The organism is Alloalcanivorax sp. C16-1 (assembly GCF_046507805.1).
Lineage (GTDB): Bacteria > Pseudomonadota > Gammaproteobacteria > Pseudomonadales > Alcanivoracaceae > Alloalcanivorax.
The window spans coordinates 87,822-110,037 of record NZ_JBKFTK010000004.1; the positions used below are offsets into that span (position 1 = coordinate 87,822).

General features: G+C 67.4%; 21 protein-coding genes. 9 read left to right on the forward strand and 12 right to left on the reverse strand.

What is annotated here, in order from left to right; translation table 11 throughout:
• Positions 1-66 precede the first annotated feature (66 nt).
• The 10 genes from ACLD0W_RS14190 to wrbA all read right to left on the reverse strand — a co-directional run bounded on the left by ACLD0W_RS14190 (position 67) and on the right by wrbA (position 11,594).
• Positions 67-1,101 (reverse strand): porin, encoded by a 1,035-nt coding sequence (locus tag ACLD0W_RS14190; RefSeq protein WP_410308360.1) that lies wholly within the window; start codon positions 1,099-1,101, stop codon positions 67-69.
• Positions 1,102-1,730: 629 nt separating this feature from the next.
• Positions 1,731-2,717, reverse strand: a complete 987-nt coding sequence (locus ACLD0W_RS14195; RefSeq protein ID WP_410308136.1) for a Rieske 2Fe-2S domain-containing protein — start codon at positions 2,715-2,717, stop codon at positions 1,731-1,733.
• The gene (locus tag ACLD0W_RS14200; RefSeq protein WP_410308137.1) at positions 2,714-3,931 is read right to left on the reverse strand and encodes a CynX/NimT family MFS transporter; all 1,218 of its coding nucleotides are present in this window, start codon (positions 3,929-3,931) and stop codon (positions 2,714-2,716) included. Before ACLD0W_RS14200 ends, ACLD0W_RS14195 begins: the two co-directional genes overlap by 4 nt.
• Positions 3,931-4,920: an isopenicillin N synthase family dioxygenase gene (locus tag ACLD0W_RS14205; protein WP_410308138.1), complete on the reverse strand. Its 990-nt coding sequence runs from the start codon at positions 4,918-4,920 to the stop codon at positions 3,931-3,933. The genes ACLD0W_RS14200 and ACLD0W_RS14205 overlap by 1 nt, the downstream gene beginning before the upstream one ends.
• A 31-nt stretch (positions 4,921-4,951) precedes the next feature.
• The gene (locus tag ACLD0W_RS14210; protein ID WP_410308139.1) at positions 4,952-6,313 is read right to left on the reverse strand and encodes an amidohydrolase family protein; all 1,362 of its coding nucleotides are present in this window, start codon (positions 6,311-6,313) and stop codon (positions 4,952-4,954) included.
• Positions 6,310-7,359 carry a Rieske 2Fe-2S domain-containing protein gene (locus tag ACLD0W_RS14215; RefSeq protein WP_410308140.1) on the reverse strand — a complete coding sequence of 350 codons (1,050 nt, stop codon included), beginning with the start codon at positions 7,357-7,359 and terminating at the stop codon, positions 6,310-6,312. The genes ACLD0W_RS14210 and ACLD0W_RS14215 overlap by 4 nt, the downstream gene beginning before the upstream one ends.
• 130 nt (positions 7,360-7,489) lie before the next feature.
• Positions 7,490-8,428, reverse strand: a complete 939-nt coding sequence (locus tag ACLD0W_RS14220; protein WP_410308141.1) for an isopenicillin N synthase family dioxygenase — start codon at positions 8,426-8,428, stop codon at positions 7,490-7,492.
• Entirely contained in the window at positions 8,425-9,447 is a 1,023-nt protein-coding gene (locus ACLD0W_RS14225; RefSeq protein ID WP_410308142.1) for an ABC transporter substrate-binding protein, read from the reverse strand. Before ACLD0W_RS14225 ends, ACLD0W_RS14220 begins: the two co-directional genes overlap by 4 nt.
• A 227-nt stretch (positions 9,448-9,674) precedes the next feature.
• The gene (locus tag ACLD0W_RS14230; RefSeq protein ID WP_410308143.1) at positions 9,675-10,673 is read right to left on the reverse strand and encodes an ABC transporter substrate-binding protein; all 999 of its coding nucleotides are present in this window, start codon (positions 10,671-10,673) and stop codon (positions 9,675-9,677) included.
• Between the two features lie 249 nt (positions 10,674-10,922).
• A complete protein-coding gene (wrbA, locus tag ACLD0W_RS14235; protein ID WP_410308144.1) occupies positions 10,923-11,594 on the reverse strand; it encodes an NAD(P)H:quinone oxidoreductase in 672 nt (223 codons plus the stop codon).
• 249 nt (positions 11,595-11,843) lie between these two features.
• Between wrbA and ACLD0W_RS14240 the strand changes: the two genes are divergently transcribed.
• Entirely contained in the window at positions 11,844-13,118 is a 1,275-nt protein-coding gene (locus tag ACLD0W_RS14240) for an amidohydrolase family protein (RefSeq protein ID WP_410308145.1), read from the forward strand.
• A gap of 6 nt (positions 13,119-13,124) precedes the next feature.
• On the opposite strand, the gene uraD is transcribed toward ACLD0W_RS14240, so the two are convergent.
• Both uraD and puuE read right to left on the reverse strand, forming a co-directional pair.
• On the reverse strand, positions 13,125-13,655 hold the full coding sequence (gene uraD / locus ACLD0W_RS14245; RefSeq protein ID WP_410308146.1) for a 2-oxo-4-hydroxy-4-carboxy-5-ureidoimidazoline decarboxylase: 531 nt from the start codon (positions 13,653-13,655) through the stop codon (positions 13,125-13,127).
• Positions 13,648-14,565 (reverse strand): allantoinase PuuE, encoded by a 918-nt coding sequence (gene puuE, locus ACLD0W_RS14250; protein ID WP_410308147.1) that lies wholly within the window; start codon positions 14,563-14,565, stop codon positions 13,648-13,650. The genes uraD and puuE overlap by 8 nt, the downstream gene beginning before the upstream one ends.
• Positions 14,566-14,677: 112 nt before the next feature.
• Between puuE and uraH the strand changes: the two genes are divergently transcribed.
• From uraH to ACLD0W_RS14290, 8 genes are all read left to right on the forward strand, one after another.
• Positions 14,678-15,037 carry a hydroxyisourate hydrolase gene (gene uraH / locus ACLD0W_RS14255; RefSeq protein WP_410308148.1) on the forward strand — a complete coding sequence of 120 codons (360 nt, stop codon included), beginning with the start codon at positions 14,678-14,680 and terminating at the stop codon, positions 15,035-15,037.
• 2 nt (positions 15,038-15,039) lie between these two features.
• Positions 15,040-16,230, forward strand: coding sequence for a urate hydroxylase PuuD (locus ACLD0W_RS14260; protein ID WP_410308149.1), 1,191 nt, complete (start codon positions 15,040-15,042; stop codon positions 16,228-16,230).
• A 124-nt stretch (positions 16,231-16,354) separates the two neighbouring features.
• Positions 16,355-17,095 carry a GntR family transcriptional regulator gene (locus ACLD0W_RS14265; RefSeq protein ID WP_410308150.1) on the forward strand — a complete coding sequence of 247 codons (741 nt, stop codon included), beginning with the start codon at positions 16,355-16,357 and terminating at the stop codon, positions 17,093-17,095.
• A gap of 79 nt (positions 17,096-17,174) precedes the next feature.
• On the forward strand, positions 17,175-18,539 hold the full coding sequence (locus ACLD0W_RS14270; RefSeq protein WP_410308151.1) for an 8-oxoguanine deaminase: 1,365 nt from the start codon (positions 17,175-17,177) through the stop codon (positions 18,537-18,539).
• 29 nt (positions 18,540-18,568) lie between these two features.
• Positions 18,569-19,555, forward strand: a complete 987-nt coding sequence (locus ACLD0W_RS14275) for an isopenicillin N synthase family dioxygenase (protein WP_410308152.1) — start codon at positions 18,569-18,571, stop codon at positions 19,553-19,555.
• Positions 19,542-20,315 carry an alpha/beta fold hydrolase gene (locus tag ACLD0W_RS14280; protein WP_410308153.1) on the forward strand — a complete coding sequence of 258 codons (774 nt, stop codon included), beginning with the start codon at positions 19,542-19,544 and terminating at the stop codon, positions 20,313-20,315. The genes ACLD0W_RS14275 and ACLD0W_RS14280 overlap by 14 nt, the downstream gene beginning before the upstream one ends.
• Before the next feature lie 93 nt (positions 20,316-20,408).
• Positions 20,409-21,401, forward strand: coding sequence for an ABC transporter substrate-binding protein (locus ACLD0W_RS14285; RefSeq protein ID WP_410308154.1), 993 nt, complete (start codon positions 20,409-20,411; stop codon positions 21,399-21,401).
• A 4-nt stretch (positions 21,402-21,405) separates the two neighbouring features.
• A complete protein-coding gene (locus ACLD0W_RS14290; protein WP_410308155.1) occupies positions 21,406-22,209 on the forward strand; it encodes an ABC transporter ATP-binding protein in 804 nt (267 codons plus the stop codon).
• Positions 22,210-22,216 lie beyond the last annotated feature (7 nt).

Genomic DNA, 22,216 nt, shown 5'->3' on the forward strand with positions numbered 1-22,216 from the left:
TCCGGAATCAGGGCGGCCTCCGGACGGCGGCGCAGAGGGGCGCCGCCGCCGGGGCCGATGGGTCAATCAGAACTTCAGGCGGGTACCGACGCCGTAGCTGTCGCCGTCACCGAGGGTGTCGATGTCGTCGTTCATGTAGTTGGCGTAGATGTCGAGCTGGTCGTTGATCACCCAGTCGTAACCCACGGTCCAGGTTTTACGCTCGGCATCGACTTCGCCGTCGAACTCGGACTTGGCGTAGGCGGCCAGAATGGAACCCGGGCCCGCCGGTACGCTGACGCCACCCTGGTAGGTGTCCACGTCCACGTCACCGACGGTGGTGTCGGTCTCCAGGCTGTGGTACATGCCGTACACCTTGACCACCTGGAAGTCGTAGCTGGCGCCCACCAGGTAGGCGTCCTGGTCGGTCACGGAAAAGACGCCGCCACCGATGGCCGCCAGGCCGCCACCTTCACCGAAGCCCGGGCTGTCGCCGCTGTTCAGCGCGCCCTGCTTCACGGAGTGAGCGGCCGCGGTCAGCATCAGACCGCCGGCGCGGTACACCAGGTTGCCGCCGAATTTGTTTTCGGAGTCTTCACCGGATTCCTCGCCGAAGGCGTACACCACGTTAGCGGTCAGCCCGCCCATCTTCGGCGTTACGTAGGAGATACCGTTGCTCCAGCCGGAGTCACCCACGGTGGCGCCGTAGTTGCCGCCCTGGAAGGAGTGCAGGATCGCCGGGGAGAACACGAAGGAACCGCCGAACGGGTTGGAGAAAATCACCGGCAGGAACATGGGGGCGCCGACGCGGCCGAAGGCGATCTGCCCCAGGTCGCCGTTGAAGCCCACCTGGGCGGCGCGGGCAAAGAACTCGTCGCCGTTGTAGCGGCCGTCTTCACCGGTGTCCGGGCGCAGGAACATTTCCGCCTTGGCGAAGGCGGTGGTGCTTTCATTGATGTCGGCGGTGGCGGTGAAGCCCACGAAGGAGGTGGTCATGCCACCGGCATCCAGAACCTTGGAATCGTCGGCGGCGCCCGGTGCTTCCCGGCTGCCGGCGAACACGTCGAGCAGACCGTAGAAGTCCACGTTGACGTCAGCGTTGGCCATGCCGCTCGCGCCCATCAGCGTGGCGGCCCCCAAAGTCGTCGCAACCTTTCTGTTCAGTTTCACAGGTTTTCCTCTCTGAAAAGTGGGGGGCAGTCCGCCGGCGGCGCCTTCAGTCGCGTCCGCCTTCGAGTGCCCGTGCCACCGGTACAGCCGGTGTCCCCCGGATTCGCGCCGTCTTCCCAACCGGCCACGAAACCCTCTTTAACTACGTCGCCGACGCATCCCGCGACGGCGGCTGTTCGAACGGGACGATCAGGCAAACGTCCCGTTCGTGGTCCTGTGCACCGGACCGGCAATGGCCGGCCTTGCATACACGGTACGGTGACACTTTCAAGATGCGTGCCAGAGGTGCCATCAGGCGCGTTAAAGGCGGGAAACAGGTGAAAGGGCCGTCAAAGAAAGCCAGGCCGGCGGATCGGGTCGGTGTCACCCTGCCCGGTTTTGGGGCGATCCGAACCCGCTCGCCCTATCCGGGCGCGACGGAAATACAAGAATGGCGCACAGCAGCGGCAAAAAGCGCGCGGACGCCGGCAACGAAAGGTTCGTTATCCCGGCGGAAACCGCTAACGGGCGCGCTTCGCCGGACAAAAAAAGCGGCGGGCCGTCGTCACGGTCCCGCCGCCATTTTGTATACAAAAGGTCGTTCAGGCGTCGGCCAGGGCGTGCTCATCGAGCAGACGCTGCATCATGCGGCGCATTACCAATCCCGGTTTATCCGACTCCATATGCTTTTCGCCGCGCGGATCCAGCGGCATGTCCGGATCGGTGCTTTCCAGTATTCGTTTGTCCTCCAGCGTGACCTTGCGATCAAACGCCAGCAGCGCCTCGCGGTCGAAGCCGCTGCCGTCGTCCTGCTGCAAGCAGAACTGCACCACCTGGGAACGCCCATGGTCGATGGGCACCTGGCAGTTGACGATCACGTGGGCGGGGCCGCCGTCGGCGTAATCGATGCGCAGCCGGCACACGAAGGGCGCGTACCAGGAGCAATCCAGAAATCGTTCGTTGCGGTCCTGCTGGGCGTGGTGGGCCTGGGTCACGCCCAGGCGTCCGGTGTAATGGAAGCCGCCTTCGAATTCGGTGATTTCCGCGTCCTCGGCCACCAGATGCTCGGGGCTGCCGAAGGTCCCCAGATGCACATAGCTGGGGTGCGCCATGTCCAGTTCGTTCTCCATCACCCGCAGCCCGGCCACCCGCCACTCCTCGTAGAATTCCTGAATCAGTTCGAAGTCCGGCTCGGCGGCCTCCGGAATGGCGGGGATATCGAACAGGGGCGTGTCCAGCGCCACCCAGGCGTAACCATAGCGGCTGGCGCAGTGGTAAGCCGCCACCCGGCGGCGCGGCCCGGGGTCGCGATCCGGCATCTGCGGAATGTGCACACACTGGCCGGCCCGGTCGTACCGCCAGCCGTGGTAGGGGCACGCCACCTTGCCGTCACACACATCGCCCAGGGACAGTTGCGCGGTGCGGTGGCAACAGCGGTCTTCCAAAGCCGCCGGCGCGCCCTCCTCGTCCACGAACAACACCAGCGGCTGGCCCAGCAGCACGAAGCCGCGCGGGCCGTCACGCAGCTGATCAAGCGGCATCACCGGGTACCAGAAGCGGCGAAACACGGGATGATCCATCACATTCATCGGGCGTCCTCCTCGAACGGATTCAGCGGCGGCGGACGAAACGTCAGCCCCAGCAGGAACGACACCGCCACCGCCAGCAACAGAAACAGCATGGCCGCGGAAAATCCGAAGCCGTCGCGCAGCACCCCGAACACCAGCGGTCCCAGCGCGCCCATCAACATGGCCAGCCCCTGCACCAGCGCCGACAGGCGACCGGCCTCGGTGGGCGTGGCGCTGTAATCCAACGGCAGGGTCAGGGCCAGCGGAAACGAGCCGCCCAGGCCGACACCGGCGATCACCGCCCACAGCACGCCGCCGGGCTCCGGCGACCACCACAGCCCGGCCACGCCGACCATCAACAGCAGCAGGGTCACCGCCAGCGCCGGGCGCCGGTCCCGGGAAAAGCCGGCCAGCGGCGGCACCAGCAAGGCGGCGGCGATCTGCGCACCGGTGAACACGGTGAGCAGCGCCGCGCCCTGGGCCTGGCTGTGCCCCTGGGCCACATAGAACGGCACCAGCCAGGCCAGCAGCGACATATAGGCGATGGAGCCGGAGCCCAGAAACAGGGCCATGCGCCAGGCCCGGGCGTCGCGCCAGGGCAAGGCGCGGGCGTCGTCGCCGCGCGGCCGCGCCAGGTTCACCGGCCACAACAGGGCGGCCACCAGCGCCGGCACCGCCCAGATGCCCAGGGCCAGACGCCAGTCGCCACCGGCGCCGTCCATCAGCGCCGGCGTGGCGGCGGCGCCGAGGGCCGCGCCCAGGTTCATGGCGGTGGTGAACATGCCCATCATCAGCGCCGCCCGGTCGGGGAAATACTGTTTGATCACCACCGGGATCAGTACCTGGCCGCAGGCGATGCCCAACCCGCCCACCAGGGTGGCGGCGAACATCACCGTGGGGGTCAGGCCGGCCCAGCGGGCGGCGCAACCCGCCGCCACCAGCAGCAACGCCACACGCAGACCGACGCCGCTGCCGAGACGGCCGATCAGCCAGCCGCCCACCAGCGCCACCGCGCCCATGCAGAAGGTGGGCACCGCCGCCAGCAGGCCAGCGGCGGCGCTGCTCAGGCCCAGATCCAGGCGCACCGCCTCCAGGCTGACCCCCAGCGAGGTCAGCAGCGGTCGCAGGTTGAGCCCGGCCACGGCGATCATCACCGCGATCCAGCCCAGCCCCACCGAGGCCGGGCTCGCCGGGCCGGCCACCGACGGCGCCGCCGGTGAGGGTTCAGCGGCCATCAGTAGGTGGCATTGAGTTTTTCCATCAGATGCTCGCCGGCCAGAATCGACGGATAGCGCGGCGGCCGATCCGCGTCCGCGCAGCTTTCGATGCAGCGGATTTCCGCGTCCGGGTTGGGATGGCAGAAAAAGGCGATGGAATAGCGGCCCGGCGAATCACCGCTGACAAACGGCGAGACCCGGTGCGGCGTGGAACAGAACACGTCGTTGGTCCAGCGCTGCATCAGGTCGCCGGTGTTGACCACCACGGTGCCGGGGATCGGCGGCGCGGTGATCCACTCGCCAGCGCGGGTACGCACCTCGAGCCCGGCCACGCCGTGCTGGAACAGCAGCGTAATGCTGCCGTAGTCGGTGTGCGCGCCGGCGCGCTTCTCGCCGGCCTGGGGGGTGTAACCCTTGGGCAGCGGCGGGTAGTGCAACAGCCGCAGGGTGTGGTGCAGCTGGTCGTGGGTATCGATAAAAAAGCCATCGGGCAGATCCAGGGCCACCGCGAACGCTTCCAGCACCCGGTTGGCGGCGGCCACGCAGCCGTCCATCAAATCCAGCACCGTGGGGCGGAAGTCCGAGGGGCTGGCCGGCCAGCGGTTTTCCCGGTAGGGCCGCTCTTCCTCGGCGAGGCTGCCCGCCGCCGGCTCCGGCCCGGCGTTGAACGCCTCTTTCAGATCACCGGGCTTGCTGGCGTCGAGCCGCTCCCGGCGCACCGCCACATAGCCCCGGTTGCTGCTGGCGTTCTGCCAGGCGACGCTCATCTTGTCTTCATAGGGCAAGGCGAAGAACCGTTCGGACGCCTGGAAGGATCGATCCAGAAGGGGCTCCGGCACGCCGTGGTTGGCCAGATAGAAAAACCCCCAATCGGCGCTGGCCTGACGCATGGCGGCGGCCACCGCCTTGCGGTCCCCGGCGCCACCGTGCAGAAAGGGGCCGAAGTCGATCACCGGAATCGCGCCGGCATCGGTGCGCCGGGCGGTGGATTCTTGCAAGGTTTCCATAGGGCACTCCCTGGGGCACCGGGCCCCGTCCTCAATGAAGTTCCGCCACCGTTTCGGCGGCGCGGGCGCGCAGGCCGGCCAGGTCCAGGCCCGGGATGGCGCCATCGCGCACCCGTACCCGGCCGTCCACCAGCAGGTGGCGCACGGAGGCGCTGCCGCCGCCGGCCACCGGCGCGATGGCCGGGTCGTGCATGCCGAAGTAGCGCGGCTGATTCAGATCGTAGACCGCCAGATCGGCGGCCTTGCCCGGGGCCAGTTCACCCACCTGGTCGAGGCCGAGCACGCGGGCGCCGCCGGACGTGCCCCAATGGATCACGTCCTCCACGGTAACCGCGTCGGCGCCGCCCAGGGCGCGATGGATCATCCAGGTGGTGTGCGCTTCCTGGATCATGTCGGCGGCCTCGTTGGAGGCGGCGCCGTCCACCGCCAGGGAAATCGGAATGCCCCGGGCGGCCATCTCCGGCACCCGGGCAATGCCGCTGCCCAGCCGGCAGTTGCTTTGCGGACAATGGGCGATGCCGGTGCCGGTTTCCGCCAGGATCGGCAGTTCCGAATCGGCCACGTGCACCATGTGCGCGAACCACACGTCCTCGCCGAGCCATTCGTTTTCGCCGCAGAATTCCACCGGCGTCATGTTGTGCACGTCGCGGCAGTACTCCACATAGTTGAAGGTTTCCGACAGGTGACTGTGCAGGCGCAGCCCCAGGGCACGGCCGGCCCGGGCCAGTTCGCGCAGGGTCGCCGGGTCCACCGAGAAGGTCGGCGTGGTGGGCGCCATCACCACCTGCCGCATGGCGCGCGGGCCGCTCTGGTGGTAGCGCGCCGTCAGTCGTTCCACGTCGGCCACGTACTGGTCCAGGGTTTCCGACCGCAGGTCATTGGGGTAACCGGGGTGGCGGCCCTGTTCGGTGGCGCCGCCCCGACACAGGGTGAAACGCAGGCCGAGCCGCTCCGCCACCTCGAACAGCACATCGCCCATCTCACTGTCGAGGCCGCCGTAGTAGATGTAATGATGGTCCGCACAGGTGCTGGTGCCGGACAACAGCAGCTCCGCCAGCCCGACCTCCGCCGCCACTTCCAGATGGCGGTCGCGGATCCGCGTCAGGCGTGGATAGGGCACCACGCCCAGCCAGCCGAACAGCGGCTCGTTGATGCCCTCCGGCACCGCCTTGAGCACGCTTTGGAACAGGTGGTGGTGGGTGTTCACCCAGCCCGGATAGACCACGCAGCCGCGGGCATCCAGCACCTCCTCGCCGGCCGCCGGGATCAACCCGGCGGCCATTTCCGTGATCAGGCCGTCACGCACGCGGACGTCCACCGCGCCGGCGCGGGCGGCGTCGCCCGCCCGGCCGGTCATCACCGCGTCCGCGCCCTGGATCAGCAGGTCGGTCACGACGCCTTCTCCTGTTTCACCGGAATGCGCGCGTGATCGCTGCGCGCTTCGCTTTCGCCGAACCGCTCCAGCAGCGCCTTCATCATCTTGCGCATGACCATGCCGGGCTGGTCCGAGGGCATGTGTTTTTCTTCACCGCTGGCGGTGTCCAGGGGCACGTCGTAATCGGTGCTTTCCAGCACCCGCTTGTCTTCCTCGGTGACCTGGCGATCAAAGGCGATGATCTCCGCCTCCGGCGCTTCTTCTTCCGTATCGCTGCGGAACGCCCACTGGCAGATCATCGAATGCTCGTCATCGATGGGCGTGGCATAGGTGACGATGGAGTGCACCAGACCGTTGGGGTAACGAATGTTCAGCCGGCGCCCGAACGGCATGTACCAGTTGCTGGTCATGTGACGCACGGTGGTGTCGCTGTCCATTTGCAGCAGCTTTTTCTGGGACTCGGGATTGTTCACCGGCGCCTTGGTTTCGAAGTGGAAACCGTACTCCCCTTCCTTGATGTTCAGGTCGGCGGGGATCGGCTTGTCGAACTGCCCGAAGCTTTCCCGGTGCACGAAGCTGAAGTGAGCGTTGTCGAAGGAGTTCTCCATCAGCCGCAGACCGGCGGTGCGCCACACCTCATGGAACTGATGGAACATGCGATAGCCCGGCTCCCTGGCCTCCGGCATATCGGGAATGTCGGTGAGCGGCTCGCCCAGGCACACCCAGACGTAGCCGTAGCGCTCCTCGGCCTTGAAGGCCGGCACCTTGGCGCGGCCGGCGGGGCGGTCCGGGGTCTGCGGGATTTTCTTGCAGGCGCCGGTGCCGTCGTAGTTCCAGCCGTGGTACGGGCAGACGATGTTGTCGCCCTCCACCCAGCCCAGGGACAGTCTGGCGCTGCGGTGGGCGCAGCGATCCTCGGCGGCTTGCGGCTTGCCCTGGCTGTCCAGCCACAGCACCAGGTCCTGGTTGAGCAGGCGGAACGGTTTCGGACCATCATCAAGTTGCGCCATCGGAATCACGGGATACCAGAAGCGGCGCAGGACGGGTTGTTGGGTTACTAGCATGGCTCATCTCCTATGGACGAGGCAGCCCCCGCCGAGAGCCTGTTCGCGCTCTTTAAGGCCGGCTTTTCCTCACTGTTGGCGGAAGGTTGAACGCGGCGCGGGCCTCCGCCATTCGGACCCGCGCCGGACATCAATAGGACGCGGCGCGTCGGCTCACCAGATAGTCGCCGGTCAGGATCGGCGCGTAGCGACAGGCGTTGTCGTCGCTCACGCACTGATCCAGCACACGGATTTCCGCCTCGTTGTCCGGGTCGTTGAAAAAGGCCACCGAATAGCGGGCGCGGCCGCCGCCGGCGTGCTCGGGCAGACGCACGCGGTGCAAGGTGGAGCGGTACACATCGTTGGTCCAGCGGGCCATGATGTCGCCGGTATTGATCACCACGCCGCCGGGCACCGGATCCACCGGTACCCATTTACCGTCGGCGTCGCGCACTTCCAGGCCGCCGATGTCGTCCTGGAACAGCAAGGTCACGCTGCCGTAATCGGTGTGCCCGCCGGCCCGTGCCTGGCCACGCTCGGCCTGGAACGCCGGCGGCAACGGCGGGTAATGCAGCAGCCGCAGAATCTGGCTGTGGGTGCGATGGCGGTCACGGAAGTAACCGGGTTCGGTGCCCAGCCCCAGCTCGAACGCCTCCAGCACCTTCATGGACAGATCCGACACCGCCGCGAAAAAATCCTCCACGGTGGCGCGGAACGCCTGCTGGCCCGCCGGCCAGCGATTCACCCGGCCGTACAGAGCGGGCTCACGGATCTGAAAACTTTCCTTCAGGTCCGGCGCGCGCTTCACATCCAGACGCTCCTTGCCCACCGCCACATAGCCGGTGTTGGCATCGGTGTCGTCATAGGCGAAGGCCGCTTCCGCCTTGAGCGCGTCCGGTAGCGCGAAAAAATCCCGCTGGGCCTGGAACAGCGCCTTGAGCTGATCGTCCGGCAGACCGTGGCCCACCAGACACATAAAGCCCACGTCGCGGGCGGCGCGGTCGATGGCCGTGACCACCGCGGCCCGCTCGCCCTGATCGCCGTCGAGAAAAGGGGCGAAATCGATCACCGGCACCCGGGTCGCGCTCATGGCAGCACCGGCTCCTCGGGCAGGAATTCCAGGGTGTAGGCCTTTTTGTAGTCCAGGTCCTCCGGCACCATGCCGGCCTTGGCCATGAAATCGAAGGTCGCTTTCCAGCGCGCGTCGGTCATTACGCCGAGCCCCTTGGTTTTGGCGTCACCGCCGGCCACCAGGCCGTACTCCTTCATCTTCTCGATGCCGAAGGCGATCTGCTCATCGGTCATCTGCGGGTTGTCCTCTTTGATCAACTTATTGGCCGGCGCCGGATTCTGGAAATAGCTTTTCCAGCCTTCCATGGACGCCTGCACGAAGCGGCGCAGCACCTCGGGCTTCTCCTCCACCCACTCCCGGGTGGTCTCCAGGGTCTGCGCGTACGGCGGGTAGCCGTATTCGGCGAACAGGAACACCGACGGTGTCACGCCGCCCTTCTCCATGGCGAACGGCTCGGAAGTCACATAGCCTTGCTGCACCACCGACTTGTCGGCCAGAAACGGCTGCACGCTGAAGGTATAGGGTCGGATCATGTCGTCGGTGTAGCCGTAGTTGGCCTCCAGCCACGGCCAGAAGGTCTGCTTGGCCCCGGAGAACACGTACACCGGTTTGCCCTTGATCTGTTCCAGGGATTTCACGTGCGGATGGGCCAGCAGCGCCTGCGGATCGCTCTGGAACGGCGCGGCGATGGTCACCACCGGCAGGTCCTGCACCAGGGATTTGATGTTGCGGATCGGGTAGCCCATGGTGATGTTCTGCTTGCCGGCCAGCAGCAACTGAACGTTATTGACCTGCGGCCCGCCCATCTCGATGTCCACGTCCAGGCCGTACTTCTCATAAATACCGGTGGCCTTGGCCTGATAGAAACCGCCGTGCTCCGCCTGGGCGAACCAGTTGGTGCCGAACACCACCTTGTCGGGCTCCGCCGCCCCGGCCAGCGCCGCCGACAGCAAACCCGCCCCCAGCGTCAGACTGGCCGCAAGGCGCCGCCCCCACTTCCACCGCCCTTCGAACTGATTTCCCCGTGCCTTTGTCATGGTGCGCTCCGTATAAAATGTATACAGCTTGGTATCCAGACTCAGATGTCAGAAAAGAGGCAAAGGCTGTGCCATCTTTGTGGGTATCGCCGGAAGCCTTGCGACACGGGGCCTGGCGGCGGAAAGGAACAGAGGGCGGAGGGGAGACGGACGCACCGGGGTGGCGCGCCCGTACCGTCTTTGTGCACAAGATCGCGCCCATGGCGACCTTGTGCACGGCGGCCGGTTCAGGGCAGTACCGGCTCCTCGGGCAGGAATTCCAGGGTATAGGCTTTTTTATAGTCCACGTCGTCGGACACCAGCCCCGCCTTGACCATGAACTCGAAGGTCTTCTCCCAGCGCGCGTCGTTCATATAACCGATGCCCTCCTCGCCGGCGTCACCGCCGGTGACGATGCCGTACTCCTTGAGCTTGGCCAGACCATAGGCCAACTGCTCATCGGTCATCTCCGGATTGTCCTTCTGGATCAGCGCATTGCCCGGCGCCGGATCGTTCAGGTAGCTCTTCCACCCTTCCAGCGTGGCCTGCACGAACTTACGCACCATCTCCGGCTTCTCCTCCACCAGCTCACGACGGGTCTCCAGGGTGGCCGCGTAGGGCGGGTAACCGTAATCCGCGAACAGGAAGAAATTCGGCTTCACCCCACCCTTCTCGGCGGCGAACGGCTCGGAACTCACATAGGCCTGCTGCACCAGCTCCTTATCCGCCAGGAACGGCCCCAGGCTGAACGTATACGGCTTCGCCTGGCTGTCCTTGAACCCGTACTCCGCCTGCAACCACGGCCAATAGGTGGAACGCGCCGACGTGGAAATCAGCACCGTGCGATCACCCACCGACTGCAGATCCTTCACCTGCGGATGCGCGATCAAACCCTGCGGATCCTTCTGAAAACACGCCGCCACGCTCACCACCGGCAACCCCTCACCCACCGCGTTGATGTTCCGCAACGGATAACCCATGGTGAAATCGTACTGACCCGCCAACAACAACTGCAGACCATTCACCTGCGGCCCGCCCATCTTGATGGTCACATCCAACCCGTACTTCTCATAAATCCCGGTGGCCTTGGCCTGATAAAACCCGCCATGCTCGGCCTGGGCGTACCAGCTGGTCCCCACCGTCACCTTCTCCACGGCCCCCGCCGCACCCGCGCCGGCCAACCCCAGCACCGCCACAACCGCCGCCCCCAGGCGTCGGCAAAAACCACTCTTCAACATCACGCGCATCGGTGTTCTCCGTCAGATTGCTTACGTTCGCTTCGGACTCTCCTTTCGTATACAAGCAACCTTCATGCCCACCCACCGACACCACCCTCTCCCTAAAACGGTGCACACCCCAAAGCCGTGACGTTGGTGACGCCTTTCCCGGACCGTCGTTGGCCAGGGATGGCCAACGCGAGCCTACAAGGACGTATTCACGGCGTGTCCGGGGAGGGCGACACCGGTCACACGGCGGCCCCGATGGAGAAAAACCCTTCACTCCCCATACGCCGCCAACTCCACCGACCCGGGCTCCGGCACCACCTGCCCCGTCAACCGCCCCACCCGAGCCCCCAACGCAAACGCAATCGCCCGCTCGTTATCGTCCACCCCCCGCGTCCCATCAAACCCGGTCACCGCCGACGCCCCGTAAGGCGACCCACCCTTCGTGGTCCGCACCAACTCCGGCACGCTATGCGGCACCCCCACCAGAAGCATGCCGTGCTGAAAGAACGGCAAAAGCAACGTAATCAAGGTCACCTCATTACCGGAATGCATCCCCCCGGTGGAGGTAAAGGCCGCGCCCAACTTGCCGATCAACGCCCCCTGCCGCCACAACGGCGCCACCTCATCGATAAAGGCCCGCAACGGCGTACTCATCAACCCGTACCGGGTCGGCGCCCCCCACACGATCCCCCGCGCCCAAACCAGATCCTCCTGGCCGGCCCTCGGCAACGCCCGGTACTCCGCCTGCGCCGCCTGGAAATCCTCCCGCTGCGCATCCACGCTGTATTCCGGCGGCTCGATCCCGACACGCCGCAAGCGCACCTCCGCCCCCGCCGCTTCGGCCCCGCGCACCACCGCGCGGGCCAGTTCCAGGGTGCTGCCATAGCGGGAATCACAGATCACACAAACACGCTGCGGTTGGGAAAGTCGCGGTTCGGACATGAGCGTCTCCGGTTTGCTCCAGGAATTGCCCCGAATTGGAGCCTGATGCTGTATACAGGCAAGCGCCGTGCCACGACCGGGCGGCGCAAAGCACCGTACCATCACCCCCTGACCCACCCCGGCGGCACGCACCACCCCGGCGCATTGAAACGCCGTTTCGCACCACGCCGGCCCCACTCCGGCAAGGCTTGCCGCACGCCGGCAGAGCGACTAAAAAGGTGTATACATTCCCCCAAACAAGAGGTCGCGATGGCGCAGCCCCTTCTGATCCGTGCCAGCCTGCTCAATCCGGTGGACGCCGACCATTGGGTCTTCTACCGGGACGGCGGCGTGCTGGTGCATGAAGGTCGCATCCTCGGCGTCGGCTCGATGAGCGAATTCCGCCAGCAGCCGGTGGGCGCCATGCTGGAACTGGACAGCCTGCTGGTGCCGGGGTTCGTGGACGTGCACATCCACTGGGTGCAGCATCACGTGCGCGGGCGTTTTCAAAGGGACCTGATGGACTGGCTGCGCAACCACATCTGGCCCGAGGAAATGGGCTTCGACAATGAACTGTTCGCGCGCCGCCACGCGCAGAATTTTTTCTACGACACGGTACGTGCCGGCACCACCCTGGGCATGGCCTATTCCAGCCCCCATGCGCGCGCCCTGGAAATCGCCGCCAGCGAAGCCATCGGCGACTGGGTGCTGGGCAACGCGATCATGGAAAAGGCGGCGCCGGAGCCGCTCTGCCGGGCCAGCCCGGACAACGCCGACCAGGTGGCGTCGCTGCTGAAAAAACTGGGCCGGGAACATTACGCGGTGACGCCGCGCTTCGCGCTCAATTGCAGCGCCGGCCTGATGCGCGAGCTGGGCGATCTGGCCCGACGGGAAAACGCCCTGGTACAGACCCACCTCTCGGAATCGGTGAACGAAGTCCGCGAAATCCGCGAGGCGTTTCCCGAAGCCCAGGACTATACCGACGTGTACGACCGGGCCGGCCTGCTAGGCCCGCGCTCGGTGCTCGGCCACTGCATTCATCTCAGCACCCGGGAACACCAGACCCTGGCCCGGCGCGGCGCCTGGATCGCCCATTGCCCCTCGTCCAACGAGGCGCTGGACAGCGGCCGCATGGACCTGCAGGCGGTGCGCCGCCACGGCATCCGCTACGCCCTGGCCTCGGACGTGGGCGCCGGGCCCAGCCACAGCATGCTGCACGTGATGCAGCGCTTTCTGGCCCAGCACCGCGACGCCGGCGTGGACGTGAACGCCCGGGAAGCGCTTTACCATGCCACCCTGGCCGGCGCCGAATGCCTCGGCCGGGGCGACCGGGCCGGCAGCTTCGCGCCGGGCAAGCGGGCCGACTTCGTGGAGTTGCCGCTGCCCGACGGCGGCGGCGGGCCGGACCGCTGGTTTGAATCCCTGCTGGCCGGCGAAGCCCGGGATCTGGAAGAGCGCCCGTTGCGCACCTGGATCGAGGGGCGCCCCATGGAAACGGAATTCGACGACGAGGACGACGACTGGCCGTCCCCGGACTGGGATTGAGGCCGGTCAGCCGCCGGCGCGGGCGAGCAGACGCAGCCGCGCGATGCGGTTGACCTGGGCCACGGCGGTGGTGCGTTCGGTCTCCGCGTCGTTGCTCAGCCGCGCCTCGAAAGCCTGCAGGATCTCGCGCCGGTGCAGGCCGCGTACCGCCACGATAAAGGGGAAATCAAAGCGCGCCCGATAGGCCGCGTTGAGCGCCTGGAACCGCTCGAACTCTTCCACCGTGCACTGGTCCAGCCCGGCGCCGGCCTGTTCGGCACTGGAATCGGCGGTGAGCGCCTCGCCCACCGCCAGCTTGCCGGCCAGGTCCGGGTGGGCGCGCAGCACCGCCAGTTGCGCGCTTGCCTCGGCGGCGTCGAACACCGCCGCCAGCCGCGCCGCCAGGGCCGTGGCGATATCGTCCCGCGCGCTCAGGCCGGCCCGGTGGGCCTGGCGGGCGATCCAGGGGGAGTGTTCATAGACGTCGCCGTAGCAGGCCACGAAGGCGTCCTCGTCCAGCGCGCTGGGGCGCGGCGACAGCCGCTCGGTATCAGCCATGGTGCTCCATCCAGTGTCGGGCGATGTCGATGCGCCGGGCCACCCAGACATCCGGGTGGGCGCGCAGGTGGCGCAGAAACCGCTCCAGGGCGGCGGCGCGCCCCGGGCGGCCCGCCAGCCGGCAATGCAGCCCCACCGACATCATGCGCGGCGCCTCCGCGCCCTCCTGGTACAGATAATCGAAGGTGTCGCGCAGATAGCGGAAGAACGGTTCGCCGTCGCCGAACCCCGCCGGCGAGGCGAAGCGCATGTCGTTCACGTCCAGGGTGTAAGGCACCACCAGATGACGCTGGTCCGCCACCCGGGCCCAGAACGGCAGATCGTCGTTGTAGTCATCGGCGTCGTAAAGAAAACCGCCGTGTTCCACCACCAGCCGCCGGGTGTTGGGGCTGGTGCGGCCGGTGTACCAGCCCAGGGGCCGATGGCCGGCGGCGCGGGTGAGCGCCTCCACGGCGCGGCCGATGTGTTCCGCCTCCACCGCCTCCGGCACGTACTGATAGTCGATCCAGCGATAGCCGTGGCTGCAGATTTCGTGGCCCTCGTCGACCAGGGCGCGAATCACCTCCGGATGGCGTTCCGCGGCCATGCCCACGGCGAACGCGGTCAGCGGCAGCCGGTAGCGCCGGAACAGGCGCAGCAGACGCCAGACGCCAGCGCGGCTGCCGTACTCGTACAGGGACTCCATGCTCATATGGCGCACGTCGGGGCGTGCCTCGGTGCCCACCATTTCCGAAAGAAAGGATTCCGAGGCCGGGTCGCCGTGCAGCACGCAGTTCTCGCCGCCCTCTTCGTAATTGAGCACGAACTGCACCGCCAGCCGGGCGCCGCCGGGCCAGCGCGGGTCCGGAGGCGTGGGGCCGTAGCCGATCAAATCACGGGGGTAACCGCCCGCCCGCTGCTGTGCCGCCATCTGCCTGTCTCCTTTCACTGGCCGGATTTCACTGGCCGGATCGAATTGCACCTGTATACATCTTTGTGGTTTTATTGTCGACAGTGAAAAACACAATATCGAGGAGCGACCCATGGGGCGTCTCACCACGCACGTGCTCGACACCGCCAGCGGGCGGCCCGCCACCGGCCTGGCCCTGGAACTGTGGCGCCTGGACGACGGACGACTGTCCCTGATCGGACAATGCAAAACCGATGCCGACGGCCGCTGCCCGTCGCCGCTGCTGGAAGGCGAGGCGTTCACACCCGGGCGTTACCAGCTGCTGTTCCACGCCGGCGACTATTTTCGCGGCCTGAACCCGGCGGCCGCCTTGCCGGAGCCGGCGTTCCTGGACGAGGTAATCGTGCGTTTCGGGGTCGCCGACGCCGACCGCCACTACCATGTGCCGCTGCTGCTGTCGCCCTACGGTTACAGCACCTACCGGGGGTCCTGAGCATGGAAGGGCACCTCTATGAGTGGGCGAACCTGCTGATCCGCTGGCTGCACATCACCGTGGGCGTGGCCTGGATCGGCGCCTCGTTCTACTTCAACTGGCTGGAAAATCAGCTGGAGCGCGACGGCCACAAGCCGCAGGGCGTGGAAGGCACCCTGTGGGCGATCCACGGCGGCGGCTTCTACCATCTTCAGAAATTCCAGGTGGCCCCGGCCCGGTTGCCGGAGCGGCTGCACTGGTTCAAATGGGAGGCCTACTACACCTGGATCAGCGGCTTCCTGCTGCTGGCGGTGGTCTATTATCTGAACGCCCGCACCAACCTGATCGACCCGTCGGTGGCCGACCTGTCACCGCTCACCGCCAGCCTGATCGGCCTGGCCACCCTGGCGACGAGCTGGCTGGTCTACGATGGCCTTTGCCGCTCACCGCTGGGGCGCAAACCGGTGGCGCTGGCCACCGTGCTGTTCGCGCTGCTGGTGCTGCTGGCCTGGGGGTTGAGCCAGCTGTTCAGCGGGCGGGGCGCCTACATCCATGTGGGCGCCGCCATCGGCACCTGCATGGTGGCCAACGTGTTCTTCGTGATCATTCCCGGCCAGCGCGCCATGGTGGCGGCCATGCAGGCCGGTCGCGCCCCGGACGGCGCCCGGGGCCGGGCCGGCGCGCTGCGCTCCCGGCACAACAATTACCTGACCCTGCCGGTGCTGTTCATCATGATCAGCAACCATTTTCCCGGCACCTACGGCAGCAGCTGGAACTGGCTGATCCTGGTGGCGCTGGCGCTGGTGGGCATCGTCATCCGCCTCTTTTTCAACGTGCGCCACCTGCCCGGCCGTCACTGGCCATTGCCGGTGCTGGCCCTGGCCGGCCTGGTGGTGATCGTGGCGGCCACCGCGCCGGTGGCGTTCCGGAAAGACGGCGGCGACAGCGCCGGCCCGGCGGTGCCGCTGGCCCAGGTGCGCCCGGTGATCGAGCAACGTTGCGCGGTGTGCCACGCGGCCCGGCCCTCCTTCGGTGGCTTCGCGGCGCCGCCCAAGGGCATCCGCCTGGACGACGACGACGCCATCCACCAGCACCGCCAGCAGATCGGTCAGGTGGCGGTGCGCACCCACATCATGCCGCCGGGCAACATTACCGGCATCACCGACCAGGAGCGCGCGCTGCTGGAACGCTGGCTGAAGCAGACGGCGCCCTGACGGGCCGCTTATTTTCACGTACCGCCAGGTGGCCGCCGGCAAGGCGTCCGCCTTGCGCGGCCCGGGCAAGGTGTATACATTTCGGGCTCGACGCATTTCGGGTTCGACCCAGAGGTTTCCTTTCATGGCCACGGCTCCCGACTCCGGCAAGTTTCCCTCCGCCGCCACCCTGGCTCCCGCCCGGGGAGCACGCAAAGCCAGTGACCAGACCATCTACGATTCGATCTACGAGGCGGTGCTCACCCAGCGGCTGCCGCCGGGCTCGCGGCTGCCGGAGGTGGCGCTCAGCGAGATGTTCGGCGTGAGCCGCTCCATCGTACGCAAGGCGCTGACCCGCCTGACCTCCGACCATGTGATCGAACAACGCCCCAACCAGATGGCCATGGTGGCGCGCCCGGACGTGGAGGAAACCCGCCAGATTTTCGCCGCCCGGCGTCTGGTGGAAAGCGAGGTGATGCGCCTCACCGCCGGCACCCTGAGCAAGGCGCGGGTGCAGGAACTGCGCAAACTGGTGAAGGATGAGAAGGCCGCCCACGACAGCGGCCGCGATCAGGACCGGGTGCATTGCTCCATGGAAGTGCATCGTTTCCTGGCCCGGCACTGCCCCAATCAGGTGCTCGGGCGGATGATGCGTGACCTGGTTTTGCGCACCTCCATCGTCATTGCCCTGTACAAATCCCCCGGCATCACCGCCTGTTTTCTGGGCGACGACCACGGCCGGCTGGCGACGCTGATCGCCAAGGGCGACGGTCAGGCGGCGGCGGCCCTGGCCCACGACCACTTGCTGGCGCTGGAGAATCTGCTCGACCTCAACGACGACAGTCGTCCCATCGACCTGGCCAGTATTCTGCGCCCCCCTTCCTGATTCCGGCACGGCTCCTGCTTGTCGTCAGTGATCCCGATTTCTGTATACAGTCCGATCCCTGCACCCCAAGGAGCCACGCATGCCCCGCACCCTGCTGCTGAAGAACGCCACCCTGGTCGCCACCCTGGACGACGACCACGGTGAGATCGCCGACGGCGCCGTGCTGATTACCGACAACCGCATCAGCGCCGTGGGCGCCACCGCGGATCTGCCGCACAGCGCCGATGAGGTGATCGATCTGCGCGGCCATGTGGTGATTCCCGGGTTAGTGAACACCCACCATCATATGTTCCAGTCGCTCACCCGGGCACTGCCGGCGGCGCAGAACGCGGAGCTGTTCGACTGGCTCAGCGCCCTGTTTCCGGTGTGGGGCAACATCACCCCGGAAATGATGACCGCCTCGGCCACCACCTCCATGGCGGAGCTGGTGCTGTCCGGCTGCACCACGGCGGCGGACCACGCCTATCTGTACGTCAACGGCTCGCGCCTGGAAGACAACCTGGAGGCGGCCCACGCGGTGGGGCTGCGCTACCACGGCGTGCGCGGGGCGATCACCCTGGGCCAGAGCCAGGGTGGCCTGCCGCCGGATCAGGTGGTGGAGCAGGACGAGGACGCGGTGCTCAAGGAAATGCAGCGGGTGGTGGAGACCCACCATCAGCGCGCCGACGACGCCATGATCCAGGTGGCCCTGGGCCCCTCGTCGCCGTTCACGGTAACCCCCGACCTGATGCGGCAAAGCGCCCTGCTGGCCCGCGACCTGGGCGTGCTGATGCACACCCACACCGCCGAGAACAGCAAGGACCTGGCCTTCAGCCAGGAGCGCTACGGCATGACCCCGGCGCAGTTCGCCGAGCACACCGGCTGGGTCGGCGAGGACGTCTGGCACGCCCACTGCGTGCACCTGGACGACCACGGTATCGACCTGTTCGGCCGCACCGGCACCGGCGTGGCCCATTGCCCCTGCTCCAACATGCGCCTGGCTTCCGGCATCGCGCCGATCCGCAAAATGCTCGACCACGGCGTCAAGGTGGGCCTGGGCGTGGACGGCACCGCCTCCAACGACGGCAACGACCTGCTCGGCGAAGCCCGCCAGGCGATGCTGGTGGCCCGGGTGCGCCATGAGGACCCCACCGCCATGAGCGCCCGCGAAGCACTGTGGCTGGCCACCCGGGGCGGCGCCCGGGTGCTCGGCCGGGACCACGCCATCGGCCGGCTGGCGCCGGGCTATTGCGCCGACCTGATCGCCTTCGACCTGAACGACATCGCCTATGCCGGCGGCCAGATCGACCCGCTGGCGTCCCTGCTGTTCTCGGCGCCGCGCCGGGTCAGCTACAGCTTTATCAACGGCCGCAAGGTGGTGGACCGGGGGCAACTGGCCACCGTCGACCTGCCCCGCCTGGTGGAAAACCACAACCGCCTGTCACGGCAATTGATCGGCGCCTGAGGGCGCCGGCCCACCCCGGGAGACAATCCATGAGCACCGATTTCGACGCCCTCCGGGTCGGCCAGGACGCCCTGCCGATCATCGACATCTCCGGGCTGCGCTCGCCGCACGCCGAAGAGCGGCGGGCCGTGGGCCTGGCGCTGCGCGCCGCCTGCACCGACAAGGGCTTCTTCTACATCCGCGAACACGGCATAGACCCGGCCCTGCAGGCCCGCGTGTTCGAAGCGTCCCGGGCGTTCTTCAGCCTGCCCATGGACCACAAGCGTCGGGTGGACATGGCGCACTCCCCGGCCAACCGGGGCTACGACCCGTTGCGCGGCCAGACCCTGGAAGCCGGTGCCCCGCCGGACCTGAAGGAGAGCTATTACATCGGCGAGGAGCGCGGCCCGGACGACCCCAAGGTGCGCGCCGGCAAGTTCAACCACGGCGCCAACCAATGGCCCGGCGAGGTGCCGGACTTCCGCCCGGCCATGGAAGCCTACTACCGGGCCATGAGCGCTCTCAGTGAGCGGATCATGGCCGGCCTGGCCCTGTCCCTGGACCTGGAGGAGGACTTCTTCGCGGACTTCTGCGTGGAGCCCCAGGCCATCGTCCGCCTGCTGCACTACCCGCCGCAGCCGGCCAATCCGGCGCCCAACGAAAAGGGCTGTGGCGCGCACACCGACTTCGGCGGCATCACGCTGCTGCTGCAGGACGAGAACGCCGGTCTGCAGGTTTGGGACGAGGCCGGCGGCGGCTGGCTGCACGCCGATCCGATCCCCGGCACCTACGTGGTCAACCTGGGCGACATGATCGCCCGCTGGACCAACGACCGTTATCGCTCCACGGTGCATCGGGTGGTGAATATTTCCGGCCGGGAGCGCTACTCGGTGCCGTTCTTCTATTCCGGCAACCCGGACCATGAGGTGCGCTGCCTGCCCGGTTGCCTGGCGCAAGGCGAACAGCCCAAGTACCCGCCGGTGACGGTGGAGCAGCACATCATCGAAATGTATCGGCGGACCTATGCATCCGCCTGATCTTGCCGCCCGCGACCTGATTCTGATCCACGGTGCCTGGGCCGCCGCCTGGGTCTGGGACGATCTGCTGGCGCCACTGCGCCAGGCCGGCTTCCGGCCCCATGCGGTGGAGTTGCCGGGCAACGGCCACGGCGCCCACGGCGACCAGGACGCCGGCCTCGACGATTACGAGCGCACCGTGCTGGCGCTGCTCGACACCCTGCCCGGCCCGGTGGGGCTGGTGGCCCATTCCGGCGGCGGCGTCACCGCCACGCGGGTGGCGGAACGGGCGCCGGAGCGGATCGCCGGCGTGGCCTTCGTGGCCGGCATGATGCTGCCCTCCGGCACCGGCTTCGCCGACCTCACCGCCCCCCTCAAGGCCGACGATCCGGCCGCCGCCGGCATCGTGCCGCACCTGCTCTGGAACGAGGCACGCAGTGCCAGCCGGGTGCCGCCGGACGCCGCCCGGCGCTTCTTCTTCCAGGACCTGCCCGAGGCCGCCGCGCGGCACGCCGCCGGGCGCCTCACCCCGCAACCGGAAAAGGCCCGCGCGGCGGTGCCGGTGTGGAGCGCCGAACGGTTCGGCCGGGTGCCGCGCCTGTACGTGGAGGCCCTGCGCGACCGCTCGGTGGTGCCCGCCGCCCAGCGCCGCATGCAAGCCCTGGTGCCCGGTGCCCGGGTGGTGTCCCTGGACACCGGCCACGCGCCCCAGGTGGCCGCGCCGGCGGCGCTGGCGGAAGTACTTGCGGACTTTTTCCAGCCCCCGGCGGGGACCGGCTGACAGCGGCCTGAAACGGCACGGCCATTGCATACAACTCGATATACAGGTTTTGCCAACAGGCTCTGACCACCATCACTATCGAGGAGTGACGCTATGAAGGCTCGTGCCCTGCGATCCATTCTGTTTGCCTTGGGGGTAAGCACCCTGGCGGCCACCGCCCAGGCCGCCGATAAAATCCGCTGGCTCAACGACTGGCTGCCCGCCGGCGACAAGGCGGTGATCTATCTGGGCGTGCAGGAAGGGCTGTTCGAGGACGCCGGCATCGAGGTGGAGATCATGACCGGTCGCGGATCCAGCGACGTGGTCACCAAGCTCGGCACCGGCGCCGGCGACATGGGCTCCGGCGGCCTGTCGGCGCTGATGCAGGCCAAGGCCGGCGCCGAGGTGCCGGTGACCGCGGTGATGTCGATCTACACCAAGCAGCCGGACGCGGTGTTCGTCGCCGAGGGCGCCGGCATCGACAGCCTCAAGGACCTGAAGGGCAAAACCCTGGCCACCGCCACTTTCTCGGCCTCCAACGTGACCTGGCCGCTGGTGCTGGAAGCCAACGGCATGGCCCCGGACGCGGTCAAGGTGCTCAAGGTGGACCCGGGCGCCATGGGCCCCATGTTCGCCACCGGCCGGGTGGACGGCACCATCAACTGGATCACCAAGCTGCCCGCCTTCGAGGCCCTGGCCCAGGACGCCGGCAAGGGCGTCAAGGTGCTGCCCTGGTCGGAATACGGCTTCAACGGTTACGGCCTGTCCATGTTCGCTTCCGACCGCCTGATCAAGGAGAACCCGGCGCTGGTGAAGAAATTCGTGGCGGTCTACAAGCAGGCCCTGGAGATGGCCATGGCCGATCCCGCCAAGGCCGGCGCCGCCCTCAAGGCCATGGTGCCGGACATCGACGCGGACATCGCCGCCGAGGAATTCGCCGTCTCCACGCAACTGATCAATACCGACATCGCCAAGCAGGACGGCCTGGGCGCCTTTGAGCCGGCACTGCTCAAGGAGACCTGGACCTGGGTGGCCAAGGCCCAGGACCTGCCGGAGGACGCGCTGGATCCGGAACACGCGGTGACCCGCGAGTTCATTCCGGAGTAAGCCGATGACCACCCGCATGGAGCCCGGCGGCGAACGCCCGGCGATCCGTTTCGACCGGGTCGGCCAGGTGTTCACCTCCTCCGACGGCAGCCGCGTCACCGCCCTGGACGACGTCAGCTTCACCCTGCGCCGCCACGAGTTCGTGGCGGTGATCGGCCCGTCCGGCTGCGGCAAATCCACCCTGCTGCGGATCATCGCCGGGCTGGTGCGGCCCACCGACGGCCAGGCGGAAATCTATGGCCTGCCGGTCACCGGCCCCCGGGAGGAAGTGGGCATCGTGTTCCAGCAGCCCACCCTGCTGCCCTGGCTCAAGGTGCGCGACAACGTGACCTTCCCCATGAAGCACAAACACGGCCGGGTCAGCGCCGCCGAGAAGGCCCGCGCCGATGAGTTGCTGGAGATGGTCGGGCTGCGCGACTTCGCCCACAAACGCCCGGACGAACTGTCCGGCGGCATGCAGCAGCGGGTGGGCATCGCCCGGGCGCTGCTGCACGACCCGGACATTCTGCTGATGGACGAACCGTTCTCGGCGCTGGACGCCCTGACCCGCGACGAGATGAGCTTCGAGCTGCTGCGCATCTGGGCCGAGCGGCCCAAGACGGTGCTGTTCATCACCCATTCGATCCCCGAGGCCCTGCTGCTCGCCGACCGCATCCTGGTGATGTCGGCGCGACCCGGCCGGGTGCGGGAAATCATCGACGTGGGCCTGGCCCGGCCACGTTCGATGCAAACGCTGTCGGAGCCGCGCTTCCATGACCTCGCCAACCACATCCGCGCCCAGGTCTTCCGGCCCGGGGCGCTGGCCTGACCGGCGC